This is a genomic window from Bacillus tuaregi, from assembly GCF_900104575.1.
Taxonomy (GTDB): Bacteria; Bacillota; Bacilli; order Bacillales; family Cytobacillaceae; genus Bacillus_BD; species Bacillus_BD tuaregi.
Map to the genome: position 1 here is coordinate 3,517,474 of NZ_LT629731.1, position 23,186 is coordinate 3,540,659.

The window sequence follows — 23,186 nt, forward strand, 5'->3', positions numbered from 1 at the left end:
ATAGCAAGGTCAAGAAGGGAAATAAATGCTATTTATAAGCATGATAAAAAGCTTGGAAATCCCAAGCTTTTAAAAAGGGCTTATTATTTAATAATGTTCATTTTACGCAAAAACTCGATTGGCTGCTGTTTTCTGAAATGTTCCTTTACCATATAAGCAACGCCCTGTTGATCCTGTGAACGAGTGATCCAGTCTGCTGCTCGTTTTACCTCAACGGAAGCATTCCCCATCGCTACGCCGAGACCAGCTGCTTCAATCATTTCGATATCATCAGAATCATCACCGATACATACGATTTCATTTCTGGAAATCCCAAGCCGTTCAGCCAGATATAAAAGTCCATTCAGTTTCGAAACCCCTGTTGGCATTATATCAAGCCTTAGTTCATTCAAAGGTATACAATTTACTTCAGTGAACATTCTTTGGATGGCTTGCTGAACATCAATTAAGTCATCTTTATATTCAAAATATACCTCAATACTGGAAGGATTGGCTGGTTCATCAATAATTGTATCACCGATGGAATCCACAAACTGCTGTGAATAAAAAACAGGGTCTCCAGTAGTAAAAACAGTTTTTGCGAGTAAATTATGATTCAGCTTATATTTGTTTGCCAATGAATAATTTTCATGAACCAGCCTAATTTGACAAGGAAAGCCTTCTAATAAACGAACTAAATCATAGGTAATATTTTCTTTAATCCTGGCTGCATGAACAGGCTTATCTATCTCTTTGCCAATGTAAGCACCTCTGTGCGAAACTAATATCGTATCAAGCTTTAAAGCTTTTGCTACTTTTCTAGCTGAAGCAAATGTACGTGAAGTAACAAGGGTTACATAAATACCTTTTTGCTGGACATATTCAATTGCTTCTTTTGTTGACTTATGGATTTTTCCATTTGTCTGAAGTAATGTCCCATCAATATTAAGCGCAAGCATTCGGTAGATCATGTTCATTGCCCCCTCTTCTTGGTGAAATCTCCCTTATTTAAAATTATGAAAAAAGAAACGGAATAGAACTAAGCAAGACCTGAAACAAAAAAGACTTCTAAGAAAGAAAAAAAGAAGACCAATGACATGATCTTCTCCTACTTATTACACCTTATTGATTGACCGAGCCATAAAGCTCTTCTAAGGGTTTGATGATAATTTGATTCAATTCTGTTACAATTTGGCTCATACGCTGTTCAGCTTCCATCAGCTTGGAAATTTTCTCGTTTTTTTGCACATCTGAAACAATAATTTGCGCCTGCGCAATCTCTTCCTGAGAAATATCTTGTCCCATCATTTGTTTTTGTTGCATTTCTATTTGCATACTACGAAATTTATCAAATAATGCATTTGCTGATGCATCAGCATTCACTTCATCATATAAGCCTCGCAATGTTTGATATTCATCACTATTGCGAAGTGCTCGTTCTAATTCATAGGCAGTATCGTGTAAATTTACAGACATATTTCCACTCCTTTATATTAACAATCAATTAACTATACCAAAATATGTGTTAAATAGCCAATTTGGTACCCTATTAGAAAAAACAGGATAATCCTTGAATGGTTTTAATCAAAATCAGGAAACCTACTTTGTGAAGGAGGAAATGAAAAATGAATAACCATACTGATTTTAAAGCGGATGTTCCTTTCGAGGGGAAGGATAAAGTATATTTAGATATTGACCGCATCATTAATGAAGGATTGTCAGGTGGGTCCATACACCGCAAAAATAATATGGAAGAAGCACGTGATTTAGTACAGGAAACTCCACCGAAAAAAACCTAACCATACTTCTCGTACTGATAATGCCTGGCACCTATTCGTGTCAGGCAATACTATTGACTACTCCTGGATAAAATAAGCCGTTTCATATCCACATTGATCACACTTAACAAAATGCGGACATTGTTTATTGGCGAAATCAAGATATCCATTTTCTAGCTTCATTTGGTCAATCGGCATATACGCACTATAATCATCATAAAAATCCATGATTCGTCCTCTGTCCGTAGCAGCCGCACCACAGCTTGGACATTCTAATTTTAATTCCAAAAACCCATTACATACCGGGCAAATTCCCATGGTGTCCAACCTCCGAGTTGTTAATCTTATGTATTACCATACACTTCAATTTGTGTGTTTTACCCTCGTGTTCATTTGAAAATATACATCATAAAAAGGGAATAATTACCGCCTTTTTGTAACGAATAGCTTTTAAACTTTTAACCATAATAATGATTACAAAGCAACAAACAGCAATTAAAAAAGCTACTTCAATAGCTTAACCAATCAGATAACATTTATGATATAAATTAGACATTATTTGGACTATGCATGGATGCTTGACTGTTAAAATCAATTTGGTTCAATTCCAAAATAGTCCACCAAAAAAAAAATTAACTGAAGGAGAGTGCACATCGTGGCAAACAACAATTCTTCAAACCAATTACTAGTTCCTGGAGTACAACAAGCTTTAGATCAAATGAAGTTTGAAATTGCAAATGAGTTTGGCGTAAACCTTGGAGCAGACACGACTTCTCGTGCTAACGGATCAGTTGGAGGAGAAATTACAAAACGTCTTGTTCAAATGGCTGAACAGCAATTAGGCGGAATTCGATAAGAAGATGTTCATTTAAGAACAATTTCATAAAATGGATTAGGGTCCTCTTCTACGAAGGGGACCCTTTTGAAAAGCTCATGCTGACTATTATGCCTTTTTAGCAACCATATTACCGATAAAATAACCTAGCACCATAACACTTGCAATTGCTAAAGTAATTGAGAATTGTTCCATTTCTCCTGTTCCCCCTCTCAATACTAAATAAAAATATACTTTCAAAATAACACAAAAAATTACATTATTAATAATTTTTAAGTAATTTTATTTGTCGAATTTTTGAACTTTTTGTGACAAAAATCACTCTAGGCAGAAATAACCACTCATAGTAAGCCTTTTTACCACCCCACATTTGAAAATCACTGTGCTATTTATCACAGATGTATTCAACAGATTTCTTAACAATCTCCCCAAAATAAAAACCCGGGATTTCCCGGGGCTTCTTATTTAATATTCGTTTTTAATCCGCTTGTACAGGAGGTGGAGCAGTTAGATTTAGCACTGCATGAGCTGCATTCCCCCTGTTTAGAATGCTTAAGATGTCGAATAAGTGCCCAAGCAGCATATCCAAAAATAGCAGCACCAATTATAATACTTGCAATCATAATTTCCCCTCTTTTCTTATACTAAGCCAAACAGTCTTCCTCCCTGATAAATGACGAGAGATAGTATATATGCAATTATGAGGGCATAACCAATTGAGAATGCCGTCCATTTTTTTGATTCAGTTTCTTTATAAATGGTTGCTACCGTTGCTAGACAAGGAATATATAGTAAAATAAAGACCATAAAGCTTATTGCTGCCAACGGCGTAAACTGAGCTGCCAGTAAGCCCTGTAATGAGGCTTCATCCGGAACAAAATAAATAATATTCATTGATGAAATAATTGCTTCCTTTGCAAGGAAGCCCGTCAGCAAAGATGCCCCTGCCTGCCATGTACCAAAACCTATTGGAGCCAGAAGCGGGGCAAAAACTCCACCAATTGCTGCTAAAAAGCTATGATTCATTTCTACATTAAATCCACCAGGACCTATATAAGATAAAAGCCAAATAAGTACGGAACCCGCAAAAATAAATGTTCCGGCCTTACGAATAAATCCCTTTCCTTTTTCCCAAGTACTCCTCCAGAGGGTTTGTCCCTGCGGCATACGATATGGTGGTAATTCAATCACAAAAAGAGTGTTTTCCCCTTTTAATATCGTTTTTGAAAAAAGCATAGCCAATGCTAAAGCTAACACAATACCGAGCACATAAAGCCCTAATACCACTATAGCTTTATTTTTCACAAAGAAAGCTCCAACAAACAAGGCATAGACAGGAAGTCTTGCAGAGCATGACATCAATGGTGTTAATAATATAGTTAACAGCCTTTCCTTCGGGGTCTCAATCGTTCTAGCTGCCATAACACCAGGTACATTACAGCCAAACCCAATAATCATCGGAATAAAGGCCTTTCCATTAAGTCCGACTGATTCCATAATTCGATCCATAACAAGGGCAACCCTTGCCATATAACCGGAGTCCTCCAATAAGGAGATAAAAAAGAATAAAATAAAAATTTGCGGAACAAACACGAGTACACCGCCAACACCAGCCACGATTCCATCAATGATTAAATCGTGAATAAATGCTGATACACCCAATAATGATAATAACGCTTCAATGCCTGATGTTACTGGACCCGAGATAAATCCATCAAGAATATCTGATAATGGAAAGCCAAGCCAGTCAAACGTAAGCATGAACATAAGATACATGAGTAGTAAAAAGATCGGAATACCCAATATACGATTCGTAATAATACGGTCTACCTTTTCCGATAAATGAATTTTATTCTCATTAGAGTTGAAAATCGCTTCAGCCAAAATCTCATCAATAAAATGACTGCGTCGCTTGTGGATATATTGATCTGCTGATTTAACGTCATATTTCTTCATAAGCTTCTCCTCGACCTCTTGGATAAGCTTGTCAATATCTTCCCGATTCATCCATTGTTCCATATAGGATTTCACATAAGGATTACCTTCAAGCAACTGTAGTGTCAACCACCTAAATGAAAGCGCTTTATTTTCTTGAATGGTCTTTTCTAAAAATAGCGCTGCTTCTTCTATTTCCCGGCCATAGTCAATGAGGTTTGTCTGCGGAGTGCTATTGTCCAGCATAATCGTATTCGCTAATTCATTACAGCCTTTTCCGGAACGTGCGATAATCGGTACGATTGGAACTCCCAGCTTTGCGGATAATCTGGCTACATCCACCTGAATTCCACGCTGCTTTGCAACATCCATCATATTCAGTCCTATGGTAATGGGTTTTCCAAACTCAAGAGCTTGCAAGGTGAGATGCAAGTTTCTTTTTAATTGTGATGCATCAAGAATATTAAGAATATGATCCACATGGTCATGCAGGAAAAAGCTCGTTACGACCCCTTCATCCTTTGACAAAGGAACAAGTGTATAAATTCCAGGTAAGTCTATTAACTTATCTATTTTGTTTTTAAAAATGCCAACTTTCTTTTCTACTGTTACACCGCTCCAATTTCCAACATATTCATACGAACCTGTTAAATGATTGAACAATGAAGTTTTACCAGTATTGGGATTTCCTAATAGGGCTACTTCCATTATATTTTCTCCACTTTAATCTGTAAGGCTTCTCTTCTGCGAATTCCGACACATTGGCCGTAAGATTCTAGCATGAACGGTCCGCCAAATGGCATAATGCCTTTAATACTGACTTCGGTTCCTTCAGTGATCCCAAGATCTAGTAATCTTCTTCGGACTAAACGGTCTGCCTTCGATAAATCTTCAATTTTACCTTTTTCACCAATTTTTAATTTTCCCAGCATCGTTATCACCTGTATTTTTTTTACTTGGCTTTATTTTACCATATTCAATTGAGAATGATTATCCTTTCTAAAAGATAAATGTGACATTTTATAGAAAAGTAGAAAATGATAGATATCTCCATATAATAATACATTTTCCAAAAGGAAACTTTTTTCTATCTACTCAATAGACATGCCTCGACACCACAATGTTTCAGTAGACCCACTAGCCTCTTTTTTGATAATCTTTTAGTAAGATAGGCAATTGTTGGAGGAGTTAATAATGGATACAAACGCCCAGTTAAAATTAGGGGAAAAAGGTGCTTGGATTAGTATCTTTACATATATTATTCTAGCAGCGATTAAACTCTACATGGGAAGCAAGGGACATTCTGAGGGGCTGACCGCTGACGGTCTCAATAACACCACCGATGTTATTTCATCTATCGCTGTTCTAATTGGGTTGAAAATCTCACAAAAGCCGCCGGATGAAGACCATTCCTATGGACATTACCGCGCAGAATCAATCGCCTCCCTTATCGCAGCCTTTATTATGCTCTCAATTGGTATACAAGTTATGGTTGATGGAATCCAAAATGTATTTCGAGACCAAACATCTGCACCAGACTTACTGACTGCATGGACTGCCCTTTTTTGCGCAGTGATTATGTATGCTGTTTCCTTATATAACCTTAAACTTAGCAAAAAAATTAACAGCCCTTCCATTAAAGCGGTTGCATATGATAATCGTTCAGATGCTTTAGTAAGTGTAGGAGCCTTTATTGGAATCATTGGTACACATGCAGGAATTGACTTCCTCGATGTTTTAGCAGCACTTATTGTCGGGATTATTATTTGTAAAACTGCATGGGAAATATTCCGCGAGTCTTCACATGCACTTACAGATGGGTTTGATACAAAGCTGTTATATCGAATTGAAGAAACAATTATCCATACTGCAGGTGTTAAAAAAGTCATTGCCGTAAATGCAAGAACGCAAGGCAATCAAATACTTGTTGATGCTACAATTTGTGTAGATCCTCATTTAAATGTCATCGAAGGTCATGAAATAACAGAAAAAATTGAAGAACAGCTTAAGAATAAGCATCATGTAACAAGATCCTTAATACATATTGAACCATATCAATATGTTAAATAAAGCAAATAACCTTTTGAGAAACCGATATTAAAGGAGTTATGGGCCATGCTTACATTAAAGGTAGATCAGGAAATTGAACTAAGGTTACTTCAGCTTCAAGATAGTAATCCATTATACAAGCTTGTCGACAATAATCGAGAACATCTAAGACAATGGCTGCCATGGGTTGACAATATTTACTCATCACTTCAATACCATACCATCATACCTACATGGTTGAAGCAGTACGCTGATCACAATGGCTTTCATGCAGGAATTCATTATAAAAACAAATTAGTGGGAGTTATTAGCCTCCATTCCATTGACTGGTACAATAAACAAACAAGCATTGGCTACTACTTAGGAAAAGGGTTTGAAGGAAAAGGAATTATGACTAAATCCGTGCAGGCTGTTCTCAATTATCTGTTTTTTCATCTCCATCTTCACCGCGCTGAAGTCCGTTGTGGCGAATTTAACCTGAAAAGCCGTGCCATTCCTGAACGACTTGGCTTCAAACGAGAGGGGTTAATACGAGATGGAGAATTTCTTTATGACCACTATCATGATTTAGTTGTTTATGGAATACTCTATAATGAATGGCTCCAGCGTAAAGAATATCCGCCAAAAAGATAAAAAAGCTGCATCGCAGCTTTTTTTAATCTTTCGTCATTGGAATGGTAATCGTAAAGGTAGTTCCCTGCATTTGTGTTGATTGAACCGAAATATTCCCACCATGCTCTGAGATTATTTTCTGGCAAATCATCAATCCAAGTCCATTTCCTGTCGCTTTTGTTGAAAAGAAAGGCGTACCCAAATGATCTAAGTACTCATCTGGAATGCCGCAGCCCTCATCAATGACTGAAACGAGGGCATTATTCCTGTTTTTAGACATATGAATCGTGATAACACCCTGATCCATTGCTTCAATAGCATTTTTCAGGATATTAACGAGGACCTGTTTCACCTTATGAATATCGCATAGAATAAGCATCTTCTGCTCTTCAATTACTGATTTTATTTGAATACTCTTTTTTACTGCCTCTCCTTCTAATAAATAGATCACTTCTTGGACTATTTTAATCAAGTCATGTTTATTCACTTCATGCTTATGCGGTTTGGCTAGAACCAGCAATTCATTTGAGATAATGTCCAATCTGTGAATCTCATCTTCCATAATTTCCAAATACTTTTTATTCGGAATTTCCTCTGCCTTCATCAGCTGGATAAACCCTTTAATACTTGTAAGCGGATTTTTAATTTCATGTGCAATACCGGCAGCCAATTGACCGGCAACCTTCAACTTTTCACTTTCAATCAGAATATTTTCAGCTTCGTTTTGATCTACTGAAATATCTTTAATAAAACAAATAATCCCCTCAGGGATTCCAGGATTGGTATGACTGATGAATGAGGCAGCGATTTCTAACACAAGACAGCTTCCGTCCTTTTTTATCATTCGGTAGCTCAAATGGCTTATCTCATCTTCTCTGCTTTCCCATTCGTTTGTTACCCATTGATAATCTTCCTGATGCAGATTTCACATATGTGGGTTCCGATTAACTCCCGCGGCTCGTATCCCAGTATCTGCTTAACATTTTTGGTTATATAAGTAATGACGCCGTCTAAGGATAGCTTCATCATGAATTGTGTCTTCGCATTCAATTTATTTTGTCCGGTTGTCTCCCCGACGAAATGGCCTACCTTCCCTATTTCAGGTACTCCCAATCATCACCCCTCCTTATTCATCATGCTCCCTTAAATTTTACTGAATATTCTTATAAAAGACAATGCTATTTTCTACTATTTTAATAGGCATTATCCCTTTCTTGTTTTTCCATCATCGTATCGTGGCAGTCTGAGCATATGACTAGTATTTACCACATATACTTTCAATAAAACCCTTTTAAACCATTACGTTTGACTGTATAGTTTGGATTACCGTATAATAATTAAAAAAATAAAAGAAGCTGAGGTGGTATGATGGGGCAGTTTATCGGATTGGAGAACTAGCAAATGCTGCAAATGTTTCAAAAAGAACAATTGACTATTATACTAGCCTAGGTTTGTTACAGGCTCAACGTTCTAACAGTAATTACAGAATTTATCCTGAAGAAGCACTCCATGATTTAAAATTAATTGAAGAATACAAGAAAATGCATCTTCCACTGCATGAGATTAAGAGAAAACTAGAATTAAATAAACAAACTGATTTTCAGCACAGGGATGTGGAAGAACAATTGGAGACCGTTACGAATCAAATAAAGCAGCTAAAGCACGATCTTTCTGTACTGTTACCAATTATCAGCAAGTACAAACAAGATCCAATGTCAAAAAAGCTCAATGAAGAAGGTTCGGCTCTTATTGAATCCCTGGCTAGAATTACAAGTTAATACCATTTTTGAGTTATCAGGAGGTGACTCCTTTCCTGTTTCCTACAGGATAAGGAAATTTATTTGGACATATTAAACTTGGTTATTATAGCCATTTTGATTGCTTTGACAGCATTTTTTGTAACTTCTGAATTTGCCATTGTTAAAGTAAGAAGCTCCAGAATTGATCAGTTAATTGAAGAAGGAAATAAAAAAGCCATAGCAGCAAAAAGGATTATTTCAAACCTTGATGAGTATTTGTCAGCCTGTCAATTAGGAATTACAATGACAGCCCTAGGAATTGGTGCCCTTGGGGAACCAACATTTGAACATATCCTTAGCCCACTATTAGTCTTTTTAAATATTCCAGCATCTTTAACTCCAATTCTTTCAATCGCATTAGCGTTTGCGATTATGACCTTTTTACATGTAGTGGTTGGAGAGCTGGCACCGAAAACCGTTGCCATCCAAAAAGCAGAGTGGGTTGCATTAGCAACTGCTAAACCACTTATTCTGTTCTATCGACTTATGTACCCTTTTATCTGGATATTAAATGGTTCAGCTCGTTTGATTACAGGTATTTTCGGACTAAAGCGTGTCTCAGAACATGAGTTGGCACATTCAGAAGAAGAATTGCGTATCATTCTGTCAGAAAGCTATAAAAATGGTGAAATCAACCAATCAGAGTTTAAGTATGTAAATAAAATATTTGAATTCGATGATCGGATTGCAAAAGAAATCATGGTTCCGAGAACCGAGATTGTTTCTTTATCAAAAGACCAGACACTTGCAGAGTTTCTATCCATTATACATGTTGAGAAGTTCACTCGTTACCCCATTATGGATGGCGATAAAGACCATATTATTGGAATGATTAATCTCAAAGAGCTTATGACAGATATTTTAGAATTTAAAGATTTAAATTCTAAAACACTTGAAGGATATATAAGACCTATTATTAAAGTCATTGAAACAGCTCCGATTCATGATTTGCTTGTTAAGATGCAAAAAGAACGTATCCATATGGCAATCCTAATGGATGAATACGGCGGAACCTCAGGCTTGGTTACTGTTGAGGATATTATCGAGGAAATTGTCGGAGAGATTCGTGATGAATTTGATACGGATGAAATTCCCGAAATAAGAAAGCTGGAGGATGATCACTTTATCATTGACTCAAAGGTGCTTGTAAGCGAGGTTAATGACCTACTTGGCATAGATATCAATGATGAAGATATTGATACAATTGGAGGCTGGATATTAACGGAAAATTATGAAGCCAAACAGGGTGATGTCATTCATTTTGATTCATATGCCTTTAAGATCATTGATATGGAGGAACACCATATCAAATATATAGAAGTGACAAAAGTTCAGACTCAAGAGGATAACGAAAGTCTAACCTATGAAAATAGAGAACTACATTCTTCCGTACCTTTAACAAAATCCGAAGCCTTGTCTTAAAAGGTTAAAAAAATGTTCACATTTCTCCTATTTTATTAAACTATAAATACTATATTGATATATATATAACGCCTTCTCCTTCATAGAAAAGAGAAGGTTTTTTTCTGTTTTCAAGCTTATTTATGCCTATTTTATAATACTGTCAATTATTATGGTCACTTTTGTATCGAATTACCAAATTTGTAATAATATATCCCTAAAATGTTCACAAAGACACATTTCCTTTTTGCTATAGTTAAAGTAGAAAATGAAAATAAATATTTAGTAGGAGGGAAAAAGTAATGGAGGCGCTTATACTCGCTCGTATACAGTTTGCTGCAACAACCGTGTTTCACTTTATTTTCGTGCCATTATCAATTGGTCTTGCATTCATCATTGCCATCATGCAAACTATGTATCTCGTTAAGAAAAAAGAAGTATACAAGAAAATGACGCAATTTTGGGGCAAATTCTTCCTGATCAACTTTGCCGTCGGAATTGTAACCGGTATTATTCAAGAATTCCAATTCGGAATGAACTGGTCTAGCTATTCACGGTTTATGGGAGACGTTTTCGGTGCTCCACTGGCCATTGAAGCACTCTTAGCCTTCTTCATTGAATCAACATTTATCGGATTATGGATTTTCGGCTGGGATAAGCTTCCCAAAAAAGTTCACTTAGCTTCTATCTGGCTCGTTTCGATTTCAACAGCGATTTCTGCCTTCTGGATCTTAACAGCCAATTCATTTATGCAAAACCCTGTTGGATATGCGATTCAAAACGGTCGTGCTGAAACAACCGATTTCTTAGCAGTCATTACAAACCCTAAATTATTAGTTGCTTTTCCACACGTCATCTTTGGCGCATTAGCAACCGGCGCTTTCTTTGTAGTTGGTATCAGCGCATACAATTTCTTGAAAAAACGAGATTTAGATTTCTTTAGACGCTCTGTAACAATCGGGCTTGTCATTGGATTAATCTCCAGTCTTGGTATCGCTTTCAGCGGACACTCACAATCCGAGTACCTAATGGGTGCACAGCCAATGAAAATGGCTGCAGCTGAGGGATTATATGAAGACAGCGGCGATCCTGCTGCTTGGACTGTTTTAGCCAATATTGATACAGAAAACAAAGAAACAAACCTACGTCTCGAAATCCCTTATGCTTTAAGCTTCTTAGCATATGGAGAGTTCAAAGGAAAAGTAGATGGTATGAATACCATCCAAGCGGAATATGAAAAATTGTATGGTCCTGGAAACTACATTCCACCTGTTAAAACAACATTCTGGAATTTCAGAATTATGGTTGGGCTTGGCGGAGTGCTTATCCTAATCAGCTTAATTGGTCTATATATGAAACGTCGAGGAACACTTGAGAACAAAACATGGTTTTTAAAGCTGGCATTCGCCTCTTTATTCTTCCCATTTATTGCAAATACAGCAGGCTGGATTATGTCAGAGATTGGCCGTCAGCCATGGATTGTTAACGGATTAATGAGAACATCTGATGGTATTTCGAATACAGTATCAGCTGGATCCGTACTGTTTTCACTCATTGCTTTTACATTAGTATATACACTATTAGCAGTTGCCATGGTCGTTTTATTCGTAAAAGTCATTAAACAGGGTCCTCATGAAAAACTAAAGGATGATGTTAGTGATTCAGATCCTTTCAGTGAAGGAGGTTTAACACATGCAACTAAGTGAGGTATGGTTCTTATTAATCGGAGTATTATTTGTCGGATTTGTCTTTTTAGAGGGATTTGACTTCGGGGTAGGAATGAGCACTAAATTTCTAGCCAAAAATGAAGTTGAAAAACGGGTGCTGATTAATACGATAGGCCCTTTCTGGGATGCCAATGAAGTTTGGCTGATTACCGGGGGCGGCGCCATGTTTGCAGCCTTCCCGCACTGGTATGCTACATTATTCAGCGGCTACTATCTTCCATTTGTTGTCTTGCTTTTAGCTTTAATCGCTCGTGGTGTTGCCTTTGAATTCAGAGGAAAATTGAATTCAATTAAATGGAAAAAAACATGGGATTGGTCCATATTCTTAGGCAGTCTCTTACCACCCTTTTTATTAGGAGTCTTATTCACAAGCTTGATTAAAGGAGTTCCAATTGATCAGGATATGAATATGACAGCTGGTTTCCTTGATATCGTGAATGTTTACACCGTTGTCGGAGGAGTTGCCTTTGTACTATTAACGTATATGCACGGCTTAATGTTCATTTCACTAAAAACAACGGATAGCATTCGCGAACGCGCACGTGAACAAGCAAAGAAACTATTTATTGCCACTGCAGTTGTCGTCGTACTATTCGTAGCCTTAACTGGAGTTTACACCAATGCATTTGCTGACAGAGGTGCGATACTAATTCCTTTATATGCCCTAGCCATTGTCCTTTACTTGGCACTTTACCCAATGTTAAAGAACAAAAAAGAAGGTTTCAGCTTTACAACAACCGGATTAATTTTAATTCTCGTTATGGCTTCCTTCTTCATCGCATTATTCCCTAATGTGATGATTAGTTCTACGGATATTGCCAATAACTTAACGGTCTACAATGCAGCATCCGGTGAGTATTCACTGAAACTAATGACCATTATCGCCCTAACTATGGTACCAATTGTTCTGGCATATACAGTTTGGAGCTATTACGTTTTCCGTAAACGAGTAACAGATAAGGAGCATCTAGAATATTAATGGATAAACATCTTCTCCACTATAAAGGCAGCAAAATGCATATGTTCATCGTCGCTTTATTGACAATGTGTCAGGGCGTTGCCATTATATCTCAGGCTGTATTTTTAGCCACTGCAATTACAAATATGTTTAATGGGACAGCAGCTACAGCTGTCCTTCCCTATTTTTTAGGCTTTGCCATTACTTTTATTTTTCGTCACCTTCTTCAATGGTTCAAAGGGAGACTTTCCTATCGCTTTGCCGAAGAAACTTCTGCAGATGTGCAGTCCCAGCTTATTCATAAGCTTTTTGAGTTAGGGCCGCGCGGGATTGGAACGAAGGGCTCAGGAAATATTATTACCCTTACATTGGAGGGTATTCCTCATTTCCGAACTTATTTGGAGCTTTTTATTCCTCGCGCCATCGCCATGTTCTTGATCCCTGTTGTCATTCTTATTTACGTCTTTAAAGAAGACTTACTATCAGGTATTGTTCTTACTTTAACGATGCCCATTATGATCGCCTTTTTAATTTTGCTCGGTCTCGTGGCTAAAAAACATGCAACAGCACAGTGGCGCAGCTATCAGTTATTATCTCGTCATTTTGTTGATTCACTGCGTGGTCTATTAACATTGAAATATTTAGGAAAAAGTAAATCACATGAAACAGCGATTGGAACGGTCAGCAATAAATATCGAGTGGCAACAAACAAGGCATTACGACTTGCCTTTTTATCCACTTTTTCATTAGACTTCTTCTCCAGTCTCTCTGTTGCGGTTGTCGCGGTTGAACTCGGTTTAAGGTTGATTAACGGAGAAATGGGTCTACAAGCAGCCTTAATGATTTTAATTTTGGCACCAGAATACTTTCAGCCCATCCGTGATTTAGGAAACGACTATCATGCCACAATGGATGGAAAAGATGCAGGAAGCCAAATCCACAAGCTATTAGCGGTTGAAACAACATCAGAACAGGATTTTTCCACAAGCCTTCCGAAATGGAACGGGAAAAGCTCCCTTACCGTCCAGCGTTTAACGAAGGTGTCAGAAGCAGAGAACAAAAAAATCCTTAAGGACGTCAGCTTTCAAGTGAATGGCAATAAAAAAGTGGGAATTATCGGCTCATCTGGTGCCGGAAAATCCACTCTCATTGATTTATTATCCGGATTTTCACTGCCAACAAGTGGTTCCTTTAAGATCAATGATACTAGTCTAGACTTTTCCTCCCGCCTTTGGCAGGAACAGCTGATTTATATTCCGCAGCATCCTTATATTTTTTCCGGAACGGTAGCAGAAAACATCAGCCTATATGCACCCGATACACCAATAGAGAAAATTAAGGAAGCCGCTAATATTACAGGGCTAACGGAGTTGATTAACATCCTACCAAATGGCTTAGATGAAAAAATTGGTCAAGGCGGACGAGTCCTGAGCGGCGGTGAGGAGCAAAGGATTGCCCTGACACGATCATTACTACAGGAAAGGCCGATTATGCTGTTTGATGAACCAACAGCCCACCTAGATATCGAGACAGAGCATGAAATTAAACAAATGATGCTGCCGCTTTTAGAAGATAAACTCGTCTTTTTTGCTACCCATCGTCTTCATTGGATGAGGGAAATGGACATCATCTTTGTGATCGAGAATGGAGAAATCGTCGAAACAGGTACCCATGATGAATTGTATAAAAGGAATGGTGCTTATTTTCGACTTATACAAGCTCAGAGAGGAGGTAAAGCTGAGTGAAGCTTTTCCAATTATATATTTTTCCCTATTTAAAGCAATTTAAAAAGTCGATTCTGTTAGCCATTTTCTTTGGCGTCCTAACAGTGATTGGAGCTTCGATGCTCACCTTTACCTCTGGTTATTTAATCTCACGTACAGCACAAAGACCGGAAAATATTTTAATGGTCTATGTACCGGTTGTATTAGTAAGGACATTCGGTATTTCCCGGGCTGTAACCCATTATATTGAAAGACTGATCGGCCATAATGCTGTATTGAAAATCCTGTCACAAATGCGTGTTAAACTATATAACATTTTAGAGCCGCAAGCGTTATTTATTCGCTCACGCTTTCAAACAGGTGACTTACTAGGCACACTAGCAGATGATATTGAGCATTTGCAGGATGTTTATATCCGAACCATTTTACCAACCTTTATCGGACTATTTTTATTTGTAGCCTCCATTTTTTCACTGGCCTTATTTGACTGGCTCTTTGCACTATGGATTGCCTTTTGTTTAAGTATTATCGTGTTTGTTTACCCGCTTTTCTCCCTCTATTTGCTGAAAAAGCGGCAAATTGAACAAAAGAAAATTCGAAGCCGGCTCTATCAAACTTTAACAGATGCTATATTTGGACTTGGTGATTGGATCATAAGCGGTCAAAAAGAGCGTTTTATTACTACCTTTACAGCCGATAGTAATGCGAACAGTCTTATCGATCGGAAACTGAGGCACTGGAATCAAACCCGTACCTTCCAGCTGCAGGTGTTTACAGGATTAATCCTGATTTCAGTTGGGGTATGGGCTGGCAACCAAGCACAAGCAGGCTTAATCGCCCCTACCTATATCGCTGCTTTTACATTGGTCACTCTTCCAATCATTGAAGGCTTGATTCCGATTTCACATGCTATCGAACGGATTCCAACCTACCTTGAGTCCATGCAGCGACTGGAATCCATAAGCCAATATGTGCCTGAAGCCTCCAATCAATCTGAAGAGACTATTCCGGTTGCCATGACAGCACATATCGAGTTAAAAGATGTTCATTATCGCTATGAAAATCAGGAAAAGGATGCACTAGAAAAAATTTCTGTTTCAATACCTCATGGGGATAAAATTGCCTTATTAGGTAAAAGCGGGGCAGGAAAATCTACTTTAATTCAATTATTACTAGGAGCTCTCTCCCCTACTGCAGGGCGGGTTGATCTGAATGGCTATCAATCGGAAGAATACGGTGAGCAAATGTTTGAAATGATTAGTGTCTTAAATCAAAAGCCTTATTTATTTGCCACTACGATAAAAAATAATATTCGTCTCGGAAATCAAGCGGCAACGGATGAAGAAATCGAACACGTGATCAAGCAAGTAAAGCTTGATGAATACATCCATTCCCTTCCCTATGGTTTGAACACACAAATGGAAGAAACCGGACAGCGCTTTTCGGGCGGTGAACGGCAGCGAATCGCCTTAGCCCGTATTTTGTTAAAAAATACGCCCGTCGTTATCTTAGATGAGCCTACCGTTGGCCTTGACCCGCAAACAGAGAGATTTCTATTGGAAACGATATTTACAACATTAAAGGATAAAACCGTCATCTGGGTTACCCATCACTTGATTGGCATCGAAAAAATGAACCATGTCCTATTCATTGATAAAGGCACGATAACAATGAAGGGCTCCCATCAAGAACTAATGGAAACGAATGATCACTACCGCCAGCTCTACCTACTAGACCGCGGACACTTGGATTAAGAATCATCAACAAAAAAGGGTTGAATGACGTATGAATCAATACGTTCATTCAACCCTTTTAATGCTGATTAAATTAAATAGATAAAATAAGCGATAAAAGCTATGCATAAACCCCACATAATCGGATGAATCTCGCGGCCTTTTCCAAGGGCAATATTCGTAATTGGATAAAGGATAAAGCCTAAGGCAATTCCTGTCGCTACACTATAGGTTAACGGCATCATTAAAATAGTGATAAAAACCGGAATCGCAATTTCAAGACGGTTCCAATCTATTTGTTTCACTTCCATTGCCATTAATGCACCGACAATAATTAGTGCCGGAGCTGTCACACCTGCTGTTACAACAGATAATAAAGGTGAGAAAAGTAAAGCTACAGCAAAACAAATAGAAATGATGACAGAGGTAAAGCCTGTCCTTCCCCCAGCTGCAATTCCTGAGCTTGATTCAATCATTGCTGCCGTTGTTGACGTTCCCAACACAGCCCCGAAAACCGTTGAACCAGCATCTGCCAACAAGGCTTTGCCTGCATTGGGTATTTCGTTATTTTTTACAAGCCCAGCTTGACTAGCAATGGCAATTAGGGCACCAGCCGTATCAAAAAACGCAACAAATAAGAATGTAAAGATTACAGCAAGCATATCCGGTGTAAAGATTTGATCTAGGTGGAGAAATACTTCACCAAATGTTGGCGCCAGGCTTGGCACGGGTCCAATAATCTGGTTCGGTGTATCAATAACCCCAAAAAGCATGCCAACAATGGTTGAAATAACCATTCCGTAAAAAATTGCTCCTCGAACTCCACGTACAAGCAAAATGATCGTTAAAATAAAGCAAAAAATCGTTAATAGGGTTGTTGCCGATCTCAAATCACCGATTGATACGAAGGTTGCTTCATTAGCAACAATTAATCCGCCGTTCTTTAAGCCGATAAAAGCAATAAAAAAGCCTATTCCAGCAGCAATCGCATGCTTTAAATCCTTCGGTATAATGTTGATTATTTTTTCACGTATTTTTAGTAAGCTTAATATGACGAATAAAATTCCTGAAACAAAAACACCAGTTAGTGCTGTTTGCCATGGAATATTCATGCCAATACAAACAGAAAACGTAAAAAATGAGTTCAATCCCATACTTGGAGCAATACCGATGGGATAATTCGCAATGATCCCGATTAAAAGAGAGCCAATGATGGCAGATAACGCTGTTGCTGTAAAGACAGCACCTTTATCCATTCCAGATTGACTAAGAATAATTGGATTAACAACCAAGATATAAGCCATTGATAGAAACGTTGTAAATCCTGCTATTGTCTCTTGACGATAATTTGTGTTTCGAGCGAAAAACTGAAAATATTCTTTCATGCTGTATCCCCCAATGATGACTAAATAATACTGGCTAGCAAAAAAGCCGCACAAAAATGCGCAGCTGCAGATGAAAGGAAATTTACAAAGTAGAATACTCTTAAATTTCCCTTGTAGTCTAGCTATTTACGGCAGCTTAGTAGAAACATTCAGACCTTATTTCTGAATATATACAAGGTAATATAATATAAAAAGGCTTATACCAAATAACAACGAACTGACGACCGTCATCACATTCCGGATAAGTTATTCTTATATAATTTTTTTCATTCTAGCAAAGACTACTTAAGACCGTCAATTATTAAATATATTCGGTAAATTACAATAAATTTATATTAACTAAAAGGTTTCTCTACAGGCTTAGCAACTAGTAATTTATCCTTCAAGGCTTCTCTTTATTACAATATGTAAAATTATGATAAAATATAAATAAATATAAATAATTGTAAAAAGGCTATTTAACTATAGAAGGGGGAAATTGGATGGAATCAACGCCACAGGAGATTGTTGCCGCGATAAATCATAAAAAATTATCTGCAGCACAAATTGTAAAAAGGATCTTTTTTATTTTTTTGGGGTCAGTATTAATGGGTGTTGGCCTTGAAGAATTTCTCGTCCCAAATCAAATTCTAGACGGAGGAATTGTCGGGATTTCTATTATTTTATCTCATTTAACAAACTGGAAATTAGGACTTTTTATTTTTTTCTTAAATACTCCGTTCTTCTATATCGGCTACAAACAAATTGGGAAAACCTTCGCTCTTTCTACTCTATTAGGGATTACCATTCTATCTATTACAACCTCTTTACTACATGAAGTACCTGTATTCACACAAGACCCCTTATTAGCAACTGTCTTTGGCGGAATCGTGTTAGGGGCTGGAGTAGGGACCGTAATCCGCTTTGGGGGATCATTAGACGGTACTGAAATCATGGCCATTCTGATTAATAAAAAACTTCCCTTCTCCGTTGGTGAAGTGGTCATGTTCTTTAATATATTCATATTTGGCATAGCAGGCTTTGTGTTTGGCTGGGACAGAGCCATGTACTCATTGATTGCTTATTTTATCGCTTACAAGGTAATCGACATTATGATTATTGGCTTTGATGAATCAAAATCTGCATGGATAATAAGCGATAACCATAAAATACTTGGTGAAGCCATTCTAGCCCGTTTAGGACGCGGGGTCACGTATCTGACAGGTGAGGGAGCCTATACCGGTGATGACAAAAAAGTCATTTTTTGTGTCATTACTAGACTAGAGGAAGCTAAGCTGAAATCAATTGTCGAAGAAATAGATCCCTCTGCCTTTCTTGCTGTCGCCAATATTTCCGAGGTCCGCGGAGGAAGATTTAAAAAGAGAGCTATTCACTAAGGAACTTATAGCTTTTCAATAAATTAAAAAACGGTACTGCATTTTTTGCAGACCGTTTTTCTTCATTCTATCCATGATCTCGAATTTTATAGGATACAGTATTATCTTCAATAGAACGATAAGGTAATTTCCAGTTATAAAACACCGTTAGTACTCTCAACACAATAATAGCGACAAATAATAAATACAGCTCCCAATGCTGGTTCACGAGACCTAATCCTACAATAAGGCCAGCAAGCATTGCCCAAACACCGTAAATATCTGAATGTAATAGAAGAGGCTTCCTTTTGGCCAGTAAATCACGAATGACGCCACCTCCGCTACCTGTTAATAATGCAGCAAAAATGACTGCAAGAATTGGATGATTCATTTCCGTTGCATAAAGAGCTCCCTGTATCGCAAAGGCTGCCAGTCCCACTGCGTCTGTATAGAGCTCCCACTTTTCCCAGCGTCTTAAGATAACTTTTGGAAAAATAAAAACAATAGTCATGATGATGACTGCCATTAAAAACAGCGGTCCTTGTTCCCAAAGGGCTGATACAGGCACCCCAATTAATAGATTACGAATCGCCCCTCCACCAAATGCTGTCGCTAATCCTAAAATATAAACTCCTAAAATATCATACTCTTCTTCCATCGCTACGATGGTTCCACTCATAGCAAACGCAATCGTACCAATAATATTGAAAATATCCCAAACCAATCCCATTTCATCCTTTCGTTACCAAATAAGCATTCTTTTAAAGGTACAAAGCAAAAAAGTATTAATGTTTTCAAAATTATTTTCTATTTGAAATAATAACACAATAATGAACCATTACAATATAGGTTAACTCATTTCCGAAAATTTTCCTTTAAGTTATATTTAAGCGCACAAAAAAGCTGAGATTAACTCAGCTCTCTGATTCCACAAAACTCTTTTCTTCACGGTTCGTGACCTCTAGCACATCAAGTAAGAAAACAAAGATAGGAATACCAATGATTAATCCCCATACACCGAAGAAATGTTCAGAAAAAATTAACACGATAAAGGTATAGAAAATGGGAAGATCTGTTTTTGAACTCATCAGCTTAGGATTTAAAATATATGCCTCAATAGCGTGTATAATCGCAATGGTGATTAAAATATATACGACTTGAATAAAGCCACCAATCGTATAGGCAATCAGACTTAATGGAATGAGAGAAATAATAACTCCCGCAACCGGAATCAGCCCAAGAAAGAAAATCATGATAGCTAATCCAAATAACTGTGGGAAGCCCATTATGGATAGTGCAATTACTGACAAACCACAATTTACGATGGCGATAATAAACTGTGCCTCGATGACCTTTCCAAACGTACGGGCAAACTTTCCGCCGAAGAATTCAATCTCATTGTAAAAAGCTGCCAGCTTGCTATCTTTAAATTTTCGTGTAAAAGCAACCAATCTTGGCTTTTCCAACAAGAAAAATAAACTAAGGAGCAAGGCTAGAAATACCTGTAAAGCCAATTGACTAAAATTGGTAAAGTAGCTTATGACAAATGTTAGTCCCTGCTCTAAGTATTGTGAGATTTGGTTTTTTTCTAGCAAGCTTACTAAGTAATTCATAATTTCATTCTCTTGGGGTTGTTTATAAAAAGCAGTAACCTGCTTAAACAGCTCAGTTATTTCAAAGACAACAATTGGTAAATATTTCACAATACCATAAGATAAAAGACTAACAATTAAGGTATAGGAAACTAAAACGGTTAAGTTCCTATTAATATGAGTCCTTTTTGTCACAAAACTAACTAAACGATCCATTAAAAAGGAGAAAATAAACGTAAGCAAGATAAAATTAATCATGCTTTTCATGCTGTATAAAAACAGCACAATAAGTAGGAAAATAAAGATTCTTTTTAAGCCTTTATTTTGTAACAATTTTGTAAATTCATTCATAATCGATCCCCTTTTTTCAATACCTGTTGTCTCCTTATTTCATACAATTTTTAATGCAAACTCATTAATATAATATTAGCTGATTTTTAATTATCCGTATAGAAAAATCCAATAAATTGAGCTTCCTTTTTCTAGGTGCTCTTGCTGTTCTCTTAGTAGGATATATTAAAGAGAAGGATTTAACCTATAAATAAGCTTCTATTTATATATTCTACTTGAAATCCTCTAATAAAGACATGTTCATATGCTTTATAAAAATGAAATTTACATGAATAAATCTTATCTAATTATTTTTCTGAAATGAAAAATAAAGAAGAGGCTTAATGGGGGATTCTGCCTCTTCTTTTTAAGTACCTTATATGGTGTTAAATAAATTTCCTTTGAATATTTTTACCATCGTAAGTAAATAATATATGTCTTTCCTCACTAACAGTTTCTAGATGGACTGCTCTACCCCATAACTGATGAATATATGGCAACACCTTTTCTAAATATCGCAAATCTAACTCAATTCCTTCATACCAGTGCTTTAGATAAAGCTCACCACTCTTCATGTAATCACCATCATTAACTGTAAGGTATGGGAATCCTCCATTGACCCGCATATTAACTAGCTGGTCACGAACCTGTTCCCATTCCTTCCCAACAATTTTGTACTCTTTCCCCTGCTTTTGGAATAGGTACATATCCTCCTGAACAACTAAGTCCTTTGTTAAATAGTTCCGAAGAAAAGAAATATCAGATTCAATTTCACGAACCTCAAATATTTTCTCACGTCCTGAACCTGGTATGACCCCTCTCTTCTTCATTTCTTCTGTCGGATTGTTATAACGTTCTTCAATATCCTCATAAATCTTCAATCCTAAATAATATGGATTAATGCTTGTACGGGAAGGCTGCACGACTCCTGCATTCAGTTTTGCGAACTCAAGTGCCTCACCACTTGTTAAATCCATCTCACGTAAAATCCGCTGATGCCAATAAGATGCCCAGCCCTCATTCATAATCTTCGTTTCCAGTTGTGGCCAGAAATATAACATTTCTTCGCGCATCATCGTTAGGATATCACGCTGCCAGTCTGACAATTCACGGCTATATGATTCAATAAACAATAATAAGTCCTTTTCAGGTCGTGGTGGAAATTTCCGTTTCTTTTTCTTTTCCTCTTGGGTTGGTTTCATTTCATCAAGTGACCATAGGTCGTCATACTGTGTGGGTCTTTTTACTTCTTCCTCGTACTCCAAATCCTCTAAATCCCATTGTAGCTTTGGCCTCATTAATGATGGGTCGATGTGCTCTTCAATAGCGAGCACCGCATCCAAAAATAGCTCTACCTCCTGCTTTCCATGTAGAATTTCATACTTTCTTATGCGGTCAGCAGTAGCCGCCATACTTTCAACCATTTCCCTTTTCGTATTTTGGAATCGGACATTATTTTTAAAGAAATCACAGTGGGCCAATACATGTGCTACAATGAGTTTATTTTGAATAAGCGAATTAGAATCAAGTAAAAAGGCATAACAAGGATCTGAATTGATGACAAGCTCATAAATTTTCGATAAACCAAGGTCATAGTGGAGCTTCATTTTATGAAATTGCTTTCCAAAGCTCCAATGTGAAAATCGTGTAGGCATACCGTAAGCCCCAAATGTATAAATAATATCTGCCGGACATATTTCATAGCGCATCGGATAATAATCAAGACCGAAACCGGATGCAATCTCTGTAATTTCACTTATCGCATATTCAAGTTCTTTCCTTTCCGCTTCGTTCATCCCACTCTCTCCCTTCATGCTTCCATATCACAATGTATGTGGTAAAAAGCTGAAAGATGAGTATTTGTGTTGTCAAGCAATGAAAAAAGCCTATCACACCGATCTCCTCACTATACGTCCAACATTTACACAGTAAATTTTTCACCTCCCTTCATACACTAATATCAACTCCTTAAAATATAGGAGGAGGAGAGGATT

The 23,186-nt window shown here is 37.3% G+C and carries 23 protein-coding genes, 1 pseudogene and 1 riboswitch; of the genes and pseudogenes, 12 read left to right on the top strand and 12 right to left on the bottom strand.

Going from position 1 to position 23,186, the window contains the following annotated elements; genetic code table 11:
- Positions 1 to 83 precede the first annotated feature (83 nt).
- Together BQ5321_RS19330 and BQ5321_RS19335 are read right to left on the bottom strand one after the other, a co-directional pair.
- Positions 84 to 950, bottom strand: a complete 867-nt coding sequence (locus tag BQ5321_RS19330) for a Cof-type HAD-IIB family hydrolase (RefSeq protein WP_071396047.1) — start codon at positions 948 to 950, stop codon at positions 84 to 86.
- Between the two features lie 151 nt (positions 951 to 1,101).
- Positions 1,102 to 1,455 (bottom strand): YlbF/YmcA family competence regulator, encoded by a 354-nt coding sequence (locus BQ5321_RS19335; protein ID WP_071396048.1) that lies wholly within the window; start codon positions 1,453 to 1,455, stop codon positions 1,102 to 1,104.
- Between the two features lie 149 nt (positions 1,456 to 1,604).
- On the opposite strand from BQ5321_RS19335, the gene BQ5321_RS24505 reads away from it, so the two are divergent.
- A complete protein-coding gene (locus BQ5321_RS24505; protein WP_187143762.1) occupies positions 1,605 to 1,778 on the top strand; it encodes a hypothetical protein in 174 nt (57 codons plus the stop codon).
- A 57-nt stretch (positions 1,779 to 1,835) separates the two neighbouring features.
- On the opposite strand, the gene BQ5321_RS19340 is transcribed toward BQ5321_RS24505, so the two are convergent.
- Positions 1,836 to 2,075 carry a hypothetical protein gene (locus BQ5321_RS19340; RefSeq protein WP_071396049.1) on the bottom strand — a complete coding sequence of 80 codons (240 nt, stop codon included), beginning with the start codon at positions 2,073 to 2,075 and terminating at the stop codon, positions 1,836 to 1,838.
- A gap of 337 nt (positions 2,076 to 2,412) precedes the next feature.
- On the opposite strand from BQ5321_RS19340, the gene BQ5321_RS19345 reads away from it, so the two are divergent.
- The gene (locus BQ5321_RS19345) at positions 2,413 to 2,613 is read left to right on the top strand and encodes an alpha/beta-type small acid-soluble spore protein (protein WP_071396050.1); all 201 of its coding nucleotides are present in this window, start codon (positions 2,413 to 2,415) and stop codon (positions 2,611 to 2,613) included.
- Positions 2,614 to 3,053: 440 nt separating this feature from the next.
- Here BQ5321_RS19345 and BQ5321_RS19350 read toward each other — a convergent pair whose 3' ends face one another.
- From BQ5321_RS19350 to BQ5321_RS19360, 3 genes are read right to left on the bottom strand one after another with little or no spacing between them, the layout of a single operon-like run.
- Positions 3,054 to 3,215, bottom strand: a complete 162-nt coding sequence (locus BQ5321_RS19350; RefSeq protein ID WP_071396051.1) for a FeoB-associated Cys-rich membrane protein — start codon at positions 3,213 to 3,215, stop codon at positions 3,054 to 3,056.
- Positions 3,216 to 3,231: 16 nt separating this feature from the next.
- Positions 3,232 to 5,235 carry a ferrous iron transport protein B gene (feoB, locus tag BQ5321_RS19355; RefSeq protein ID WP_071396052.1) on the bottom strand — a complete coding sequence of 668 codons (2,004 nt, stop codon included), beginning with the start codon at positions 5,233 to 5,235 and terminating at the stop codon, positions 3,232 to 3,234.
- Complete coding sequence (locus BQ5321_RS19360) at positions 5,235 to 5,459, bottom strand: FeoA family protein (RefSeq protein ID WP_071396053.1); 225 nt, start codon at positions 5,457 to 5,459, stop codon at positions 5,235 to 5,237. Before BQ5321_RS19360 ends, feoB begins: the two co-directional genes overlap by 1 nt.
- Before the next feature lie 262 nt (positions 5,460 to 5,721).
- Between BQ5321_RS19360 and BQ5321_RS19365 the strand changes: the two genes are divergently transcribed.
- Both BQ5321_RS19365 and BQ5321_RS19370 read left to right on the top strand, forming a co-directional pair.
- Positions 5,722 to 6,597, top strand: coding sequence for a cation diffusion facilitator family transporter (locus BQ5321_RS19365; RefSeq protein ID WP_071396054.1), 876 nt, complete (start codon positions 5,722 to 5,724; stop codon positions 6,595 to 6,597).
- Between the two features lie 45 nt (positions 6,598 to 6,642).
- Positions 6,643 to 7,209 (top strand): GNAT family N-acetyltransferase, encoded by a 567-nt coding sequence (locus tag BQ5321_RS19370; RefSeq protein WP_071396055.1) that lies wholly within the window; start codon positions 6,643 to 6,645, stop codon positions 7,207 to 7,209.
- Between the two features lie 22 nt (positions 7,210 to 7,231).
- Here the strand turns inward: BQ5321_RS19370 and BQ5321_RS19375 are convergent, their stop codons facing one another.
- Both BQ5321_RS19375 and BQ5321_RS19380 read right to left on the bottom strand, forming a co-directional pair.
- A complete protein-coding gene (locus BQ5321_RS19375; protein ID WP_071396056.1) occupies positions 7,232 to 8,044 on the bottom strand; it encodes an ATP-binding protein in 813 nt (270 codons plus the stop codon).
- A gap of 38 nt (positions 8,045 to 8,082) precedes the next feature.
- Complete coding sequence (locus BQ5321_RS19380; protein WP_071396057.1) at positions 8,083 to 8,301, bottom strand: PAS domain-containing protein; 219 nt, start codon at positions 8,299 to 8,301, stop codon at positions 8,083 to 8,085.
- A gap of 314 nt (positions 8,302 to 8,615) precedes the next feature.
- Here BQ5321_RS19380 and BQ5321_RS25120 point away from each other — a divergent pair.
- The 7 genes and pseudogenes from BQ5321_RS25120 to cydC all read left to right on the top strand — a co-directional run.
- Positions 8,616 to 8,708: pseudogene (locus BQ5321_RS25120) on the top strand (MerR family transcriptional regulator); the annotation flags it as partial.
- A 21-nt stretch (positions 8,709 to 8,729) separates the two neighbouring features.
- Positions 8,730 to 8,966: a MerR family transcriptional regulator gene (locus tag BQ5321_RS25125; RefSeq protein WP_071396058.1), complete on the top strand. Its 237-nt coding sequence runs from the start codon at positions 8,730 to 8,732 to the stop codon at positions 8,964 to 8,966.
- 63 nt (positions 8,967 to 9,029) lie between these two features.
- The gene (locus BQ5321_RS19390; RefSeq protein ID WP_071396059.1) at positions 9,030 to 10,409 is read left to right on the top strand and encodes a hemolysin family protein; all 1,380 of its coding nucleotides are present in this window, start codon (positions 9,030 to 9,032) and stop codon (positions 10,407 to 10,409) included.
- Between the two features lie 281 nt (positions 10,410 to 10,690).
- Complete coding sequence (locus BQ5321_RS19395) at positions 10,691 to 12,094, top strand: cytochrome ubiquinol oxidase subunit I (RefSeq protein WP_071396060.1); 1,404 nt, start codon at positions 10,691 to 10,693, stop codon at positions 12,092 to 12,094.
- Positions 12,081 to 13,094 carry a cytochrome d ubiquinol oxidase subunit II gene (gene cydB / locus BQ5321_RS19400; RefSeq protein WP_071396061.1) on the top strand — a complete coding sequence of 338 codons (1,014 nt, stop codon included), beginning with the start codon at positions 12,081 to 12,083 and terminating at the stop codon, positions 13,092 to 13,094. Before BQ5321_RS19395 ends, cydB begins: the two co-directional genes overlap by 14 nt.
- Positions 13,094 to 14,818, top strand: coding sequence for a thiol reductant ABC exporter subunit CydD (gene cydD, locus BQ5321_RS19405; RefSeq protein WP_071396062.1), 1,725 nt, complete (start codon positions 13,094 to 13,096; stop codon positions 14,816 to 14,818). The genes cydB and cydD overlap by 1 nt, the downstream gene beginning before the upstream one ends.
- Entirely contained in the window at positions 14,815 to 16,551 is a 1,737-nt protein-coding gene (cydC, locus tag BQ5321_RS19410; protein WP_071396063.1) for a thiol reductant ABC exporter subunit CydC, read from the top strand. The genes cydD and cydC overlap by 4 nt, the downstream gene beginning before the upstream one ends.
- 68 nt (positions 16,552 to 16,619) lie before the next feature.
- Here cydC and BQ5321_RS19415 read toward each other — a convergent pair whose 3' ends face one another.
- Positions 16,620 to 17,915 carry an NCS2 family permease gene (locus tag BQ5321_RS19415; RefSeq protein WP_071396064.1) on the bottom strand — a complete coding sequence of 432 codons (1,296 nt, stop codon included), beginning with the start codon at positions 17,913 to 17,915 and terminating at the stop codon, positions 16,620 to 16,622.
- A 94-nt stretch (positions 17,916 to 18,009) separates the two neighbouring features.
- A riboswitch (purine riboswitch) is annotated at positions 18,010 to 18,111 on the bottom strand.
- A 286-nt stretch (positions 18,112 to 18,397) separates the two neighbouring features.
- On the opposite strand from BQ5321_RS19415, the gene BQ5321_RS19420 reads away from it, so the two are divergent.
- On the top strand, positions 18,398 to 19,291 hold the full coding sequence (locus tag BQ5321_RS19420) for a YitT family protein (RefSeq protein ID WP_071396065.1): 894 nt from the start codon (positions 18,398 to 18,400) through the stop codon (positions 19,289 to 19,291).
- A 67-nt stretch (positions 19,292 to 19,358) separates the two neighbouring features.
- Here BQ5321_RS19420 and BQ5321_RS19425 read toward each other — a convergent pair whose 3' ends face one another.
- From BQ5321_RS19425 to BQ5321_RS19435, 3 genes are all read right to left on the bottom strand, one after another.
- Positions 19,359 to 19,994: a trimeric intracellular cation channel family protein gene (locus tag BQ5321_RS19425; RefSeq protein ID WP_071396066.1), complete on the bottom strand. Its 636-nt coding sequence runs from the start codon at positions 19,992 to 19,994 to the stop codon at positions 19,359 to 19,361.
- A 190-nt stretch (positions 19,995 to 20,184) separates the two neighbouring features.
- Entirely contained in the window at positions 20,185 to 21,213 is a 1,029-nt protein-coding gene (locus BQ5321_RS19430) for an AI-2E family transporter (protein ID WP_071396067.1), read from the bottom strand.
- A 365-nt stretch (positions 21,214 to 21,578) separates the two neighbouring features.
- Positions 21,579 to 22,988, bottom strand: a complete 1,410-nt coding sequence (locus BQ5321_RS19435; protein ID WP_071396068.1) for a SpoVR family protein — start codon at positions 22,986 to 22,988, stop codon at positions 21,579 to 21,581.
- Positions 22,989 to 23,186 lie beyond the last annotated feature (198 nt).